At 68.3% G+C, this 15,455-nt stretch carries 12 protein-coding genes and 1 pseudogene; 7 read left to right on the plus strand and 6 right to left on the minus strand.

Annotation, left to right across the window (positions count from 1 at the left end; all coding sequences use genetic code 11):
* Positions 1-157: 157 nt before the first annotated feature.
* The 3 genes from A5697_RS12550 to rpmF form a co-directional block, all read right to left on the minus strand.
* Positions 158-1,708 carry a HAMP domain-containing sensor histidine kinase gene (locus A5697_RS12550; protein WP_067946167.1) on the minus strand — a complete coding sequence of 517 codons (1,551 nt, stop codon included), beginning with the start codon at positions 1,706-1,708 and terminating at the stop codon, positions 158-160.
* Between the two features lie 16 nt (positions 1,709-1,724).
* The gene (gene mprA, locus A5697_RS12555; RefSeq protein ID WP_067271149.1) at positions 1,725-2,414 is read right to left on the minus strand and encodes a two-component system response regulator MprA; all 690 of its coding nucleotides are present in this window, start codon (positions 2,412-2,414) and stop codon (positions 1,725-1,727) included.
* Positions 2,415-2,480: 66 nt separating this feature from the next.
* Entirely contained in the window at positions 2,481-2,654 is a 174-nt protein-coding gene (gene rpmF / locus A5697_RS12560) for a 50S ribosomal protein L32 (RefSeq protein WP_007168835.1), read from the minus strand.
* 289 nt (positions 2,655-2,943) lie between these two features.
* On the opposite strand from rpmF, the gene A5697_RS12565 reads away from it, so the two are divergent.
* The 7 genes from A5697_RS12565 to A5697_RS12595 all read left to right on the plus strand — a co-directional run bounded on the left by A5697_RS12565 (position 2,944) and on the right by A5697_RS12595 (position 12,081).
* Positions 2,944-4,653, plus strand: coding sequence for an acyclic terpene utilization AtuA family protein (locus A5697_RS12565; protein WP_068010693.1), 1,710 nt, complete (start codon positions 2,944-2,946; stop codon positions 4,651-4,653).
* The gene (locus A5697_RS12570) at positions 4,650-5,798 is read left to right on the plus strand and encodes an acyl-CoA dehydrogenase family protein (protein ID WP_068010695.1); all 1,149 of its coding nucleotides are present in this window, start codon (positions 4,650-4,652) and stop codon (positions 5,796-5,798) included. The genes A5697_RS12565 and A5697_RS12570 overlap by 4 nt, the downstream gene beginning before the upstream one ends.
* Complete coding sequence (locus A5697_RS12575) at positions 5,795-7,390, plus strand: acyl-CoA carboxylase subunit beta (protein WP_068010697.1); 1,596 nt, start codon at positions 5,795-5,797, stop codon at positions 7,388-7,390. The genes A5697_RS12570 and A5697_RS12575 overlap by 4 nt, the downstream gene beginning before the upstream one ends.
* A 5-nt stretch (positions 7,391-7,395) precedes the next feature.
* Positions 7,396-9,372 (plus strand): biotin carboxylase N-terminal domain-containing protein, encoded by a 1,977-nt coding sequence (locus A5697_RS12580; RefSeq protein ID WP_068010698.1) that lies wholly within the window; start codon positions 7,396-7,398, stop codon positions 9,370-9,372.
* Positions 9,373-10,539, plus strand: a complete 1,167-nt coding sequence (locus tag A5697_RS12585) for an acyl-CoA dehydrogenase family protein (protein ID WP_067949440.1) — start codon at positions 9,373-9,375, stop codon at positions 10,537-10,539. It begins immediately after the preceding gene.
* Positions 10,539-11,372 (plus strand): enoyl-CoA hydratase family protein, encoded by an 834-nt coding sequence (locus A5697_RS12590; protein WP_068010700.1) that lies wholly within the window; start codon positions 10,539-10,541, stop codon positions 11,370-11,372. The genes A5697_RS12585 and A5697_RS12590 overlap by 1 nt, the downstream gene beginning before the upstream one ends.
* A gap of 106 nt (positions 11,373-11,478) precedes the next feature.
* A complete protein-coding gene (locus A5697_RS12595; RefSeq protein ID WP_067949444.1) occupies positions 11,479-12,081 on the plus strand; it encodes a DUF1707 domain-containing protein in 603 nt (200 codons plus the stop codon).
* Between the two features lie 3 nt (positions 12,082-12,084).
* On the opposite strand, the gene A5697_RS12600 is transcribed toward A5697_RS12595, so the two are convergent.
* The 3 genes and pseudogenes from A5697_RS12600 to A5697_RS12610 form a co-directional block, all read right to left on the minus strand.
* A complete protein-coding gene (locus tag A5697_RS12600) occupies positions 12,085-12,933 on the minus strand; it encodes an aldo/keto reductase (protein ID WP_068010702.1) in 849 nt (282 codons plus the stop codon).
* Positions 12,934-12,992: 59 nt separating this feature from the next.
* A complete protein-coding gene (locus A5697_RS12605) occupies positions 12,993-14,972 on the minus strand; it encodes a VWA domain-containing protein (protein ID WP_068010703.1) in 1,980 nt (659 codons plus the stop codon).
* Positions 14,965-15,455: pseudogene (locus A5697_RS12610) on the minus strand (magnesium chelatase); the annotation flags it as partial. The pseudogene A5697_RS12610 and the gene A5697_RS12605, both read right to left, overlap by 8 nt.

A 15,455-nucleotide genomic window follows, 5' to 3' on the forward strand; every position in this document is an offset into this window, starting at 1 on the left:
GGGCCGCCGAAGGGCCCGGCCGCTCCGGCCCCCGGCGGTCCGCCTGGAGGCCCGGGTGGCGAATACCTCGGGTCATTCGTCATGTCGCTAGGTCGCACTTCCTCATCTCAGTATCGGCTCGTCGGCTCGACTGGGTTGTTCAACAGTAGCTGCAGACCTACCTTGCCCGCGCGGACTGAGAGTCCACTGAGATAACGTTCGCGGGTTCCCGAGAGTTCGACTGGTTGCCGGCCATGGGGACCGTGGCGTCGGTGCCGGACTCTTCCTCGGGGGTTCCCGCGGCGGGCGTCGGATACGGCGACGGCGGCATCGGCCGACCGGGCAGCAGCACGTAGAACGAGGTTCCCGGCGGCTGCCCGCCGGGAACGGTGTCCTCGACACGAAGCAACCCACCGTGATTCAGCACGACCTTCTTGACGATCGCCAGCCCAAGCCCCGAGCCGGGCATGGCGCGTGCGGTCGTCGAACGGTAGAACCGCTCGAACACCAGCCTGCGTTCGTGTGGCGGAATGCCGGGCCCGTGGTCGGACACCACCAACTCCGCGTGCGACGGGTCGAGTTGTCGCATGGTGATGCCGACACGGCCACCCGGTGGGCTCCATTTGGCCGCGTTGTCCAAGAGATTGAGAACCGCGCGCGACAGCCCCGCGGCGTCGCCGAACATCTGCCAGGGCGTGATGTCGACGTCGAAGTGAATGTCGTTGCGCCGCCGCCTGACTCGCTCCAGGCTGCGATCGACCACCTCGGACATGTCGACCGGTTCGTGCACCACCTGGCCGGCATCGTCGCGAGTGAGGTCCACCAGATCGCCCACCAGCGTGGACAATTCCTCGATCTGCGCCAGCACGTCGGCGCGGAGCTCGACCATCTCCTGCTCAGGCAGCCGCGGCGCCCCGGGTTCCATCGACGCCATCAGCAGCTCGACGTTGGTGCGCAGCGACGTCAGTGGGGTGCGCAATTCGTGTCCGGCGTCGGTGACCAGCCGCGCCTGCCGCTCGCGGGACTCGGCCAGCGCCCGCAACATCAAGTTGAATGCCTCAGTGAGCCTGGCCAATTCGTCGCTACCGAACACCGGAATGGGCCGCAGGTCGTCGGTGCGTGCGACGCGTTCGGCCGCTTCGGTGAGGCGGGCCACTGGACGTAGCCCCGCCCTGGTGACCATGCCGCCCGCCACCGCGGCGACCGCGACGCCCACGCCGCCGACGATCAGCAGCACCCAGCGCAGCTTGGTCATCACGGCCTCGGTCGGTTTGAGGCTCTTGGAGATCAGCAGCGAACAGCCGTTGGGCAGGTGGATGGCAAGGACGCGCTGATCGGAGGCGGTACGGCGGGACATGAACAGATCACCGCGGATCACCGCCTTTTCCGGCGCGCCGACCGGCAGCGTCTGGCCCGGCTGCTGCGCCGTGTAGATCGAGTGACCCGGGTTCACCAGCATCGCGTTGACGTCCGAATAGGCGGTGCCTTCGATGGCCTTTCCGGGGTCGGCGGCGAGTGACCCGCTGGCGATCAGCAGCTGCGCACGGCTTTGCAGCTGGTTGTCGATATCGCTATACAGCGCAGCCGAAATCACCGCGTACACGGCGAATGCCATCAGCACGACGACCATTGCCACCATCGACATCGCCAGCAGCATGACGCGCCATCGCAGCGACAACGAGCTGGTGGCGCGCAGCGGTACGCGTTGGGGTCGTTGGTACCGGATCATCGTTGCAGTTGACTCGTCACGGCGGTGTCTCCCGAAGGACGTAGCCCACGCCGCGCACCGTGTGGATCAGTCGTGGCTCACCGTCGGCCTCGGTCTTGCGGCGCAGATAGCCGACGTAGACCTCCAGCGCGTTGCCGGAGGTGGGGAAGTCGAATCCCCACACCTCTTCCAGGATCCGGCTACGGGTGAGCACCCGGCGCGGGTTGGCGATCAACATTTCGAGCAAGGCGAATTCGGTACGGGTCAGACTGATTTGGCGTTGCCCGCGAGTCACTTCCCGGGTCACCGGGTCCAGCGTCAGGTCGGAGAACTGCATGGCCACCGATTCGGCGTCATCGTCATCCGGCTTGGTGCGGCGCAGCAGCGCCCGCATCCGGGCCAGCAGCTCCTCCAACGCGAACGGCTTCGGCAAGTAGTCATCCGCGCCTGCGTCCAGCCCGGCGACCCGCTCGGAGACCGAATCGCGGGCGGTGAGCACCAGGATCGGCAGGTCGTCGCCGGTGCTGCGGAGCTGGCGGCACACCTCGAGGCCGTCCAGCCGCGGCATCATCACATCGAGCACGAGCGCGTCGGGCCGGTCGCTGGCGATCATCTCGAGCGCCTCCAGCCCGTCATGGGCCAACTCGACCGAGTAGCCATTGAAGGAAAGCGACCGACGCAGCGACTCACGCACTGCGCGATCGTCGTCGACGACCAGTATCCGCACGGGCCTAGTGTCGTCCCGACGCCTGAGAGCGGGCTGAGAGGCGCGCCGGGTGTTTGCCGAGATTAACTAACGCCGGTCCAGGTCGATCAGACCGAGACGGGCGGCCTTGAGCAGCCGGCGGGGCACCTTGTGCTTCTGGCCCGCGACCGTCACACCGACGAGTTCGGTCTTGGTGGCCTTCCACTGCGCGCGACGGCTTCGGGTGTTCGCGCGCGACATCCTGCGCTTGGGTACGGCCATGGTCGGGCCTAACTCCTCGTGTCGGGGGCTTGTCGCGCGGCGTGGCCGATGGGGCCGAACGTGCGACGATTGCTATCAGGATAGTCGGTGGCCTGCTGCTCACCAAAACGACGCCCGCCGGCGCCGAGATTGCCATGACGGCCGCGATCCGGGCGCGTCAACGACCGTGGCGGCAATCTCGACCCGGAGAGCGGTCGGCCGTCCTTGACGTGACACCGGCGCGACCCGCTAACCTACCGGTTGGTTGGTTGGTTTGCGCTCACCGGTGAAACGCAGATTGGAGGACTGCATGGCCTCTGCTTCAGGTCGCGACGCTGTCCGGATCGCGAACTGCTCCGGGTTCTACGGCGACCGGCTGTCGGCGATGCGCGAGATGCTCACCGGCGGTGACGTGGACTACCTCACCGGCGACTACCTGGCCGAACTGACCATGCTGATCCTGGGCCGCGACCGCATGAAGCATCCCGAGCGTGGCTACGCGAAGACATTCCTGACCCAACTCGAGGACTGCCTGGGCGAGGCCCGCGACCGGGGTGTCCGCATCGTCGCCAACGCCGGCGGCCTCAACCCGGCCGGTCTGGCGGACGCGCTACGAGCCCTGGCCGAGCGCCTCGGAATCCCGGCCCGGGTCGCGCACGTGGAAGGCGACGACTTGCTGGCGCGCGCGGCGGACCTCGGGCTGGGCACACCCCTGACCGCGAACGCCTACCTGGGCGCCTGGGGCATCGTCGACTGCCTGGGCGACGGCGCCGACGTGGTCGTCACCGGACGGGTGACCGACGCCTCGGTGATCGTCGGGGCCGCGGCCGCGCACTTCGGCTGGGGCCGCACCGACTACGACCGGCTCGCAGGCGCCGTGGTCGCCGGCCACGTCATCGAGTGCGGCGTGCAGGCCACCGGCGGTAACTATTCCTTCTTCACGGAGGTGCCCGACCTGACCCACGCCGGCTTCCCGCTGGCCGAGGTCCACGCCGACGGCTCGTCGGTGATCACCAAGCACCCGGGCACCGGGGGGCTGGTCAGCGTCGACACCGTAACCGCGCAGTTGCTCTACGAGATCACCGGCGCGCGCTACGCCAACCCCGACGTCACCGCCCGGATGGACACCGTCGAGCTGTCCGCGCAAGGCCCCGACCGGGTGCGCATCAGCGGCGTGCTCGGCGAACCGCCGCCGCCCACTTACAAGGTGTCGCTGAACAGCATCGGCGGATTCCGAAACTCCATGACGTTCGTGCTGACCGGCCTGGACATCGAGGCCAAGGCCGACCTGGTGCGCCGGCAGCTCGAAGCCGCGCTGACCGTCAAGCCCGCGGAGCTGCAGTGGTCGCTCGCCCGCACCGACCACACCGATGCCGACACCGAGGAAGCCGCCAGCGCGCTGCTGCACTGCGTGGTCCGCGACCCCGATCCCGCGAATGTCGGGCGCCAGTTCTCCTCGGCCGCCGTCGAATTGGCGCTCGCCAGCTATCCCGGTTTTCACGTGACCGCCCCGCCCGGCGACGGCCAGGTCTACGGCGTGTTCACCGCCGGCTACGTCGACGCCAATGAGGTGCCGCACGTCGCGGTGCACGCCGACGGCGCGCGGGTCGACATCCCTTGCGCCACCGAGACTCTGGTTCTGGCGCCCGCCGAGGATCCGCCGTTGCCCGAGCCGTTGCCGGACGGTCCGACCCGGCGAGTGCCGCTGGGCCGCATCGCCGGGGCGCGCAGCGGCGACAAGGGCGGCTCGGCAAACGTCGGGGTCTGGGTGCGCACCGACGAACAGTGGCGCTGGCTAGCCAACACGCTGACCGTCGAGCTGCTCAAGGGGCTGCTGCCCGAGGCGGCGGAGTTCGAGGTCACCCGCCACCTGCTGCCGAACCTGCGCGCGGTCAACTTCGTCATCGACGGCATTCTGGGCCAGGGCGTTGCGTATCAGGCCCGTTTCGATCCGCAGGCCAAAGGGCTGGGTGAGTGGTTGCGCGGCCGGCATGTCGACATCCCCGAAAGGCTGCTATGAATTTGTGGACGACGCCGGAGCGCGAACAGTTGCGAAAGTCCGTGCGCTCCTTCACCGAACGCGAGATCCTGCCCCATGCCGACGAGTGGGAGCGCATCGGTGAGTTGCCGCGCGACTTGCACCGGCGCGCCGGGGCGGCCGGTCTGCTGGGCGCGGGCTTCCCCGAGGCGGTCGGCGGCGGCGGCGGTGACGGCGCGGACGCGGTGATCATCTGCGAAGAGGTGCATCAGGCCGGCGCCCCGGGTGGGGTCTTCGCCTCGCTATTCACCTGCGGCATCGCGGTGCCGCACATGATCGCCTCCGGCGATCGGCGACTGATCGAGGAGTTCGTGCGGCCGACCTTGGCGGGCGACAAGATCGGGGCTCTCGCCATCACCGAGCCTGGCGGCGGCTCCGACGTCGGGCACCTCCGCACGTCGGCGGTGCGCGACGGGGACCATTACGTGGTCAACGGCGCCAAGACCTACATCACCTCGGGCGTCCGCGCGGACTACGTCGTCACGGCGGTCCGCACCGGCGGCGCCGGCGCGGCCGGTGTCTCGTTGCTCGTGATCGAGAAAGGCACACCGGGTTTCGAGGTGAGCCGCAAGCTGGCCAAGATGGGGTGGCGGTCCTCGGACACCGCCGAGCTGTCCTTCGTCGACGCACGGGTGCCCGCGGCCAATCTGGTCGGTGCCGAGAACAGCGGGTTCCTGCAGATCGCGCAGGCGTTCGTCGCCGAGCGCATCGGCCTTGCGGCACAGGCCTATTCGAGTGCGCAGCGGTGCCTGGATCTGACGGTGCAATGGTGCCGCGACCGGGAGACGTTCGGCCGGCCGCTGATCTCGCGGCAATCGGTGCAGAACACGCTGGCCGAGATGGCCCGACGCATCGACGTCGCCCGGGTCTACTCTCACCACGTGGTCGAACGTCAGCTGGCCGGCGAGACCAACCTGATCGCCGAGGTGTGTTTCGCCAAGAACACCGCCGTCGAGGCCGGCGAATGGGTGGCCAATCAAGCCGTCCAGCTGTTCGGCGGCATGGGCTACATGGCCGAATCCGAAGTCGAACGCCAGTACCGGGACATGCGGATCCTGGGCATCGGCGGCGGGACGACCGAAATCCTGACCTCGTTGGCAGCGAAGACCCTGGGGTATCAATCGTGACCACTCTGCAGTCCACGCTCGATCCCAATTCCCCCGCCTACGCCGACGCGGCGTCCACGGCGACCTCCAGGCTCGAGGAGATCGACGCCGAGCTCGGCAAAGCGCTTGCGGGCGGCGGCCCCAAGTACGTCGAGCGCCACCACGCCCGCGGCAAGCTGACCGCGCGGGAACGCATCGAGCTGCTCGTCGACCCGGACTCGCCGTTCCTGGAGCTCAGCCCGCTCGCGGCCTGGGGCAGCGCGTTCACCGTAGGCGCCAGCACGGTCACCGGGATAGGCGTGGTGTCGGGTGTGGAATGCCTGATCGTCGCCAACGACCCGACGGTCAAGGGCGGCACCAGCAACCCGTGGACCCTGAAAAAGATACTGCGGGCCAACCAGATCGCTTTCGAGAACCGACTGCCCGTCATCTCGCTGGTGGAGTCCGGCGGGGCGGACCTGCCCACCCAGAAAGAGATCTTCATTCCCGGCGGCCAGATGTTCCGCGATCTGACCCGCCTGTCGGCGGCCGGAATCCCCACCATCGCCTTGGTTTTCGGCAACTCCACCGCCGGCGGTGCCTACATTCCGGGTATGTCCGATCACGTGGTGATGATCAAGGAACGTTCGAAAGTGTTCCTCGCTGGTCCCCCGCTGGTGAAGATGGCCACCGGTGAAGAATCCGATGACGAGTCGCTGGGCGGCGCCGAAATGCACGCCCGAGTCTCGGGTTTGGCCGACTACTTCGCCGCCGACGAGCTCGACGCGATCCGCATCGGCCGCCGCATCGTGGCCCGGCTGAACTGGGTCAAGCAGGGCCCGGCCCCCGCGCCCGTGACCGAGCCGCTGTTCGACGCCGAGGAGCTCATCGGCATCGTGCCCGCGGACCTGCGTGTCCCGTTCGACCCGCGCGAGGTGATCGCCCGCATCGTGGATGGCTCGGAATTCGACGAATTCAAGGCCATGTACGGCTCGTCGCTGGTCACCGGGTGGGCCCGGCTGCACGGCTATCCGCTGGGCATCCTGGCCAACGCGCGCGGCGTGCTGTTCAGCGAGGAGTCGCAAAAGGCCACCCAATTCATTCAGCTGGCCAACCGCTCGAACACGCCACTGTTGTTCCTGCACAACACCACCGGCTACATGGTGGGCAAGGACTACGAAGAGGGCGGGATGATCAAGCACGGATCGATGATGATCAACGCCGTCTCCAACTCGACCGTCCCGCACATCTCGCTGCTGATCGGCGCCTCTTACGGCGCCGGCCATTACGGCATGTGCGGCCGGGCCTACGACCCGAGGTTCCTGTTCGCGTGGCCCAGCGCCAAATCCGCGGTGATGGGTGGTGCCCAGCTTGCGGGGGTGTTGTCGATCGTGGCCCGCGCCGCCGCCGAGGCCCGCGGCCAGCAGGTCGATGAGGACGCCGACGCCGCGATGCGCGCGGCCGTCGAAGGGCAGATCGAGGCCGAGTCGCTGCCGCTGGTGTTGTCCGGAATGCTCTACGACGACGGGGTGATCGACCCGCGCGATACCCGCACCGTGTTAGGAATGTGTTTGTCCGCCATTGCAAATGGCCCGATCGAGGGGACGTCGAACTTCGGCGTCTTCCGGATGTGAGCCCCATGGTCACTCGAGTGCTGGTCGCCAACCGAGGCGAGATCGCCCGGCGGGTGTTCGCCACCTGCCGGCGGCTGGGCCTGGCCACCGTCGCCGTCTACACCGGTCCGGACGCCGCCGCGCCGCACGTGGCCGAGGCCGACGCGCGGGTGCGATTGCCCAATACCAACGACTACCTCAACGCCGAGGCGATCATCGCCGCGGCCCGCGCGGCGGGTGCCGACGCGGTGCATCCCGGCTACGGGTTCCTCTCCGAGAACGCCGATTTCGCGGCTGCCGTGCAGGGTGCCGGCCTGACCTGGGTCGGGCCGCCGGTGGATGCGGTACGGGCGATGGGTTCCAAGATCGAGGCCAAGAAACTGATGGCCGCCGCCGGGGTTCCTGTGCTCGACGAACTCGACCCCGACACGGTCACCGAGGCGCAGCTGCCCGTCCTGGTCAAGGCGTCCGCCGGCGGCGGCGGCCGCGGGATGCGGGTGGTCCGCGAATTATCTTCTCTCACCGGCGAAGTCGAGGCGGCCCGGCGTGAGGCGCAGTCGGCGTTCGGCGACCCGACCGTGTTCTGCGAGCGCTACCTGTCCACCGGGCATCACATCGAGGTGCAGGTGATGGCCGACACCCACGGCACCGTCTGGGCCGTCGGGGAACGGGAATGCTCGATTCAGCGCCGGCATCAGAAGGTCATCGAGGAGGCCCCCTCGCCGTTGGTCGAGCGCATCCCGGGGATGCGGGACAAGCTGTTCGAGGCGGCGCGGCTGGCGGCCGGCGCGATCGGCTACACCGGCGCCGGGACGGTGGAGTTCCTCGCCGATGACGACGGGGAGTTCTATTTCCTGGAGATGAACACCCGGCTGCAGGTCGAGCATCCGGTGACCGAGGAGACCACCGGGCTCGACCTGGTCGAACTGCAGCTCATGATCGCCGAGGGCGGCCGGCTCGATGCCGAACCCCCCGCCGCCCATGGGCATTCGATCGAGGCCAGGCTCTACGCCGAGGACCCGGCGCGCGGCTGGCAACCCCAGGCCGGCGTGATGCACACGATCGACGTGCCCGCGGTTCGGACCGAGTTCGCCTCACTGGGCCACCGGACCGGAATTCGCCTCGACTCCGGCGTCCTGGACGGTTTCACGGTGTCGATCCACTACGACCCGATGCTGGCCAAGGTCATCTCCTACGCCCCGACCCGCCGGCAGGCGGCGCTGGTGCTCGCCGACGCGCTGGCCCGCGCCGGCCTGCATGGCGTGCGCACCAACCGTGAGCTGCTGGTCAACGTGCTGCGGCACCCCGCATTTCTCGAGGGTGCCACCGACACGGCGTTTTTCGACACGCACGGCCTGGACAAGTTGTCGGCGCCCCTGGCCGACCCCGGGGTCGTCCGGCTGTCCGCGATCGCCGCCGCGCTGGCCGAGGCCGCCCATAACCGCGCTGTCGCACCCGTCCTCGGCGCCGTCCCCAGCGGCTGGCGAAACCTGGCGTCGGGGTATCAGGTCAAGACCTATCGCGATGACAGTGACACCGAGCATAATGTCGAATATCGTTTCACCAGAACAGGATTAACGCTGCCAAATGACGCGGCGGTGCGGCTGGTTTCCGCCATGGCCGATCGGGTTACCCTTGCCGACGACGGGGTGGAGCACACCTTCGCGGTCGCGCAATATGGTGACGACGTCTACGTCGACTCGGCGCGCGGCCCCGTTCACCTGGTGGCGCTGCCACGGTTCCCGGAACCGGGTTCGACCCTCGAAAAGGGTTCCCTGGTAGCGCCCATGCCCGGCAACGTCATCCGCATCGCCGCCGCGGTCGGCGACACCGTAACCGCCGGGCAGCCACTGATCTGGCTGGAGGCGATGAAGATGGAACACACCATCACCGCACCCTCCGACGGGGTGCTCGCCGAACTCAGCGTCGATACCGGTCAGCAAGTGGAAGTCGGCACAATCCTCGCACGCGTGGAAGCGCCCCAAGCAGAAGGAGATTCGTAGATGACCGACACCAGCTTCATCGAGAGCGAGGAACGGCAGGCACTGCGCAAGTCGGTGGCCGCGTGGGCGGCCAACTACGGCAGCGAGTACTACCTCAAGAAGGCGCGCGCGCACGAGCACACCGACGAATTGTGGTCGGAGGCGGGCAAGCTCGGCTTCCTCGGGGTGAACCTGCCCGAGGAGTACGGCGGCGGCGGCGCCGGCATGTATGAGCTGTCACTGGTGATGGAGGAAATGGCCGCGGCGGGCAGCGCGTTGCTGCTCATGGTCGTCTCGCCCGCCATCAACGGCACCATCATCAGCAAGTTCGGCACCGACGAGCAGAAGAAGCGCTGGATTCCCGGCATCGCCGACGGAACCCTGACCATGGCCTTCGCCATCACCGAGCCGGACGCCGGCTCCAACTCGCACAAGATCACCACCACCGCCCGGCGCGATGGCAGCGACTGGATCCTCAAGGGCCAGAAGGTCTACATCTCCGGTATCGACCAGGCGCAGGCCGTCCTGGTCGTGGGCCGCACCGAGGAGGCCAAGACCGGCAAACTGCGGCCGGCGCTGTTTGTGGTGCCCACCGATGCCCCCGGATTCTCTTACACGCCAATCGAAATGGAGCTGATCAGCCCGGAGCGGCAGTTCCAGGTCTTCCTCGACGACGTCCGGCTGCCGGCCGACGCGCTGGTCGGTTCCGAGGACGCGGCGATCGCGCAGCTCTTCGCGGGGTTGAATCCCGAGCGCATCATGGGTGCCGCCAGCTCGGTCGGGATGGGACGGTTCGCGCTCGATCGGGCCGCCGACTACGTCAAGACCCGCCAGGTGTGGGGCACGCCGATCGGTGCACACCAAGGACTCTCGCACCCGTTGGCGCAGTGCCACATCGAGGTGCAGCTGGCCAAGCTGATGATGCAGAAGGCGGCCACCCTGTACGACAGTGGCGATGATGCGGGCGCCGCCGAGGCGGCCAACATGGCCAAATACGCTGCGGCCGAGGCGGCTACCCGTTCGGTCGACCAGGCGGTGCAGTCGATGGGCGGCAACGGGTTGACCAAGGAGTACGGTGTCGCCGCCATGCTCGCCTCGGCCAGGCTCGGGCGGATCGCCCCGGTGAGCCGGGAAATGGTGCTCAACTTCGTGGCGCAGACGTCGCTGGGCCTGCCCCGAAGCTACTGATGGAAACGCTGGTCGAATACGCGGGGCCCGCCGATACCGGCGGCCCGTTCGCGCGGCTGACGCTGAATTCGCCCCACAACCGCAACGCGCTCTCGACCGCTCTCGTCGAGCAGCTGCATCAGGGGCTGCGCGACGCCGCGGCCGAGCCGGCCGTGCGCGCGGTGGTGCTCGGGCATACGGGCAACACCTTCTGCGCCGGCGCGGATCTCAGTGAGGCCAGTGGCGGCGACCCACGTGGCGATCGCGAGCGCGGCGGGACCGGGCGAAGCGGGTCGCCACCATCGGCATTCGACATGGCCGTCGCCCGCGCCCGCGAATTGACGGCGGTGTTGCGGGACATCGTCTCCTCGCCGCTGCCGGTGATCGGCGCCATCGACGGGCATGTCCGCGCGGGCGGGTTCGGCTTGGTCGGTGCCTGCGACATCGCCGTCGCCGGCCCGCGCAGCACCTTCGCCTTGACCGAGGCCCGGATCGGCGTCGCCCCGGCGATCATCTCGCTGACGCTGCTGCCGAAGCTGTCGCCGCGTGCGGCGGCGCGCTACTACCTGACCGGCGAGACATTCGACGCCGGCGTGGCGGCGGACATCGGGCTGATCACCATGGCGGCCGAGGACGTCGACGCCGCGGTGGCGAAGCTGCTGGCCGATGTAGGTCGCGGTTCGCCCCAGGGGCTGGCGGCCTCCAAGGCGCTGACCACGGCGGCGGTGCTGGAAGGGTTCGACCGCGACGCCGAGCGGCTCGCCGAGGAATCGGCCCGACTCTTCGTCTCCGACGAAGCCCGCGAGGGCATGATGGCGTTTCTGCAGAAGCGCGCCCCGAGCTGGACGAGTTAGCCAGGTGTCAAACAAACGCCGCCGGCCGAACCGTCCGGCGCTGGCCAAGGTTGCAGTTTGACCAATCCTCTTGCGGCAAAATCCGGACGTCGTAGGCTCGTGGGTGATGAGCAACTCTGCGCAACGCGATGCGAACGACACGCGCGACGAATCGTCGCGCGCGGCCGACACTGATCGCATCCAACTCGCGCAGTTGCTGGCGTACGCGGCCGAGCAAGGCCGGCTGCAGATGAAGGACTACGAAGACCGGCTGACCAGGGCCTACGCGGCGACCACGTACGAAGAACTGGACCAGCTCCGCGCCGATCTGCCGGGTTCGCCGATCAACCCCCGCCGCGGAGGCAAGCCCAACCCGGCGCCGTCCACTCTGCTGCTGGCCCTGTTGAGCGGCTTCGAGCGGCGGGGCCGGTGGAACGTGCCGAAGAAGCTGACCACCTTCGCCTTGTGGGGGAACGGTGTGGTGGATCTGCGCTACGCCGACTTCACCTCGACCGAGGTCGACATCCACGCGATGTCGATCATGGGCGCGACGAAGATTTTGCTGCCGCCGGAAGTCAACGTCGAGATTCACGGCCGCGGCGTCATGGGCAACTTCGACCGCAGCGTCCTCGGCCAGGGCACCCCGGGCGCACCGAAGGTGAACATTCGCGGCTTCTCGCTGTGGGGTGCCGTCGGCATCATTCGCAAGGCCCGCAGGCCTCGCGGCTAGCGCTCAGCCGGGCACGTAGTCGAACTTATCGGGGTCGGGCCCGTTCCTACCCGCTTCACCCCTGTCCAGGGCTGAGATCGCGTCCATGTCGGAGTCGTCCAACTCGAAGTCGAAGAGCTGGAAGTTCTCCTTGACGCGTTCCGGGGTCACCGACTTGGGGAACACGATGTCGCCGCGCTGAATGTGCCAGCGCAGCACCACCTGCGCGGCCGACTTGCCCCGCGCCTCGGCGATGCGGTTGATCACCGGATCGCCGAGCACCTCGCCCTGCGCGATCGGCGCCCACGCCTCGGTGGCGATGCCATGCTCGCGCCCATACGCACGGACCTCTGTGTTCCCGAAGTACGGGTGAAGCTCGATCTGGTTGACCGACGGCACGGTGTCGGTTTCGTCGGCGAGCCGCTCCAGGTGTGCGACCTTGAAATTCGAGACGCCGATGCTGCGTGCGCGCCCGTCGCGGGCGAACTCTTCGAAGACCTTCCAGGTCGAGACGAAGTCGCCGTCATACAGGGTGGGCAGCGGCCAGTGAATGAGAAACAGGTCGACGTAGTCGGAGTCCAGCGCCTTCAGCGTTCGGTCGAAGGCGCGGCGCGCGTCGTCGGGTTTGTGAAAGCCGTTGTTGAGCTTGCTGGTGACGAACACGTCGGCGCGGTCGAGACCGGCGTCGCGGATGCCTTGCCCGACTTCCTTTTCGTTGCCGTACATCTCGGCGGTGTCGATGTGCCGGTAGCCGATCTCGAGCGCCGTCTTGACCGCCGCCGCGGTCTCGTCGGGCTTGATCTGGAACACGCCGAAGCCAAGCTGCGGAATGCCGACACCGTCATTGAGTTCGATCGTTGGAACCTTGCTCATGCATCTCCTCCTTCTCGGTTCGTGTACCCGGTCGAGTGAGCGCCTATCCCGACGACGCGCTAGCGGCGGCGGGACCGAAGGTAGTCGCCGACCACGGCCGCGCCCAGGCCGTCGAGATCGGGCACCACGACGCGCCCCTCGACCCGCCGGGCCACCTGGTCGATGAACCGGGCCAGGCCGGGATCGCTGCCCAGCCGGAAGATGGTGATCTGCGCGCCGAGGCGGGCCATTTCGTCGAACCCGCGCACGGTGTGGGCGATGGTGCGCGGATGTGGCGGGTAATCGAAAAACACTGTGGTGCCGTCGCCGTCGAAGTCCTCCAGGTGTGCGGTGGGCTCACCATCGGTCACCACCAGGACGACGGGCTGCGCGTTGGGATGCCGCCGTAGGTGGCGGCCCGCCAGCGCCAGCGCGTGATGCAGGTTGGTGCCCTGCTCGTAGACACCCTCCAGACCGGTGAGCTCGGCGGCGGTCACCGTCCGGGCGTAGCGGCCAAATGCGATGATTTGCAAGGCATCCGAACGAAACCGGGTGCACACGAGATGGTTGAGGGCCAGCGCCGTCTGCTTCATCGGCAGCCAACGGTTCTCCATCACCATGGAAAACGAGGTGTCGACCAGCAGCGCCACCGCGGCCTGCGTGCGCGTCTCGGTTTCGGAGACCTCGACGTCGTCGACGGTGATCTTCAGCTGTCCGACGCCGCCGTCGGCCGTGGCCGTTCCCGCCTGCCGCAGTACGGCATTGGTCAGCGTGCGGGAAATGTTCCACGGCTCGGTGTCGCCGAACTGCCAGGGCCGGGTGGCGCCGGTCAGTTCGCCTGCCGCGCCCGCGCGACGATGGTCCCGCTCGCCGCGCCGGCCGGAAAGTTGTTGCGCCACATCGCGTAGCGCCGTCTCGCCGAGCCTGCGCATCGCCTTCGGGGACAGCCGCCACTGTCCGTCGGAACCCCGGTCCAGGAATCCTTGATTGACCAGCGCGCGCTCTAATTCGGCGAGCGTGCGGGCGTCGACGGCGGCCTGGTCGCCGAGTTGGCGTGCCAGCGCGTCCAGATCGACGTCGTCCATGGTGGCGCCCGGATAGCTTTGCGAGAGCTGCTCGGCCAGCTGCTCGAGCTCGGCGACGTCGGCCAGCGCCTGGGTGCCCTCGCCCATCCCGAACGGGTTGTCGCCGGAGAACTGTTCGGACCCGGTCCAGTCCTCTCCCGGCCGGGCGGCCTGCAGATGCGCGTCCAGCCGGTTCAGCGCCTGCATCAGTGAAGGCGACCCGAATGCCTGCTGCGCCAAGGCATCCAACTCGGCCCGCTGGTCCGGGCTCAGGCTGTTGCGGAAACGTTGGGCGGCGGCGGCGCGCTTGGCCAGGGAGTCCAACAGCTCGTCGACATTGCGCGGGTTCTCCGGGAAGAACTCGCCGTGGGAGTCCATGAAGTCTTGGAAGTCCTGCTGGCTGTCCTCGCCGCGGGCATGCTTGTCCAGCAGCTCGTTGAGGTCGTTCAGCATGTCGTTGACGCGCTGGCGGTCCTCATCGGTGGCGCCCTGGAGTGCCTCCTTCATGCCTGCGAACCGCTGATCCAACATCTCGCGGCCGAGGAGATCCTTGATCTGGTCGTACTTCTCGCGGGCCTCGTTGCTGCGCCAGTTGTAGTCGGACAACTCCTGAACGGCCTTTGCCGGCGACGCCGGGAGGGCGTCGAGCTGTAGTTCACCGAAGCGGGCGTCGTCGTCGAGTGCGCGGGCCAGTTCTTTGCGTTCGGCGAGCACCGCCTCGTCGAGTAGCTTCTTGATGTCCTGCAGCGTGCCGTCCAAATTGTTGCGGCGCAACAACTCCCGGCGGCGCCGGTTCGCCTCGGCCGCCAACCGGTCGGCGCCGGGCATGTTCTTGGTGCCGCGGCGCAGCAACTCGGAAAGCGCGCGGCGCGGCGACGTGCCCGCCATGACGTCCTGCCCGATCTGCTCGAGGGCCTCGCGCAGATCCACCGGCGGGGCCAGCGGGTCTGGCCCGCCGGTATACGCCGAGTATCGCGACGAATGGCCTCTAGCCATAGACGGTTTGGCCCTCCCCGGACACCTTGTCGATTCGCTTGGCCAGGTACAGGGCCTCCAGCGCGAGCTCGAGCGCTGCTGCGCGCTCGCCCTCCGACTGGGCGTTGACCTTGGCCGCGATCTTCTCCACCACCGGCAGGGCGGGAACCGCGGCCAGCACGTCCTTGGCCGACACCCGCTCACCCGTCGTGACCGCCGAGCCGCCCTCGACCGCCGACACCAACGACCCGACGTCGATGCCGCCGAGCACCCGCGACGCGGTGTCGGCCGTCGCGCGGCGCAGCAGGTGTTCGAGCACGGCCTGTTCGCGGCCTTCCTCACCGGACTCGAATTCCAGCTTGCCGCGCAGGACGTCGATCACGGTGCCGAGGTCGACCACGCGGGCCACCGGATCGGTCTCGCCAAGCACCGCGCCGCGGTGCCGGGCGGCCGCCGCCACGGTTTCGGCCGCGGCGATCGCGAACCGCGCCGACACCCCGGAGC

It is taken from the genome of Mycobacterium sp. E3251 (genome assembly GCF_001666835.1).
GTDB lineage: Bacteria > Actinomycetota > Actinomycetes > Mycobacteriales > Mycobacteriaceae > Mycobacterium.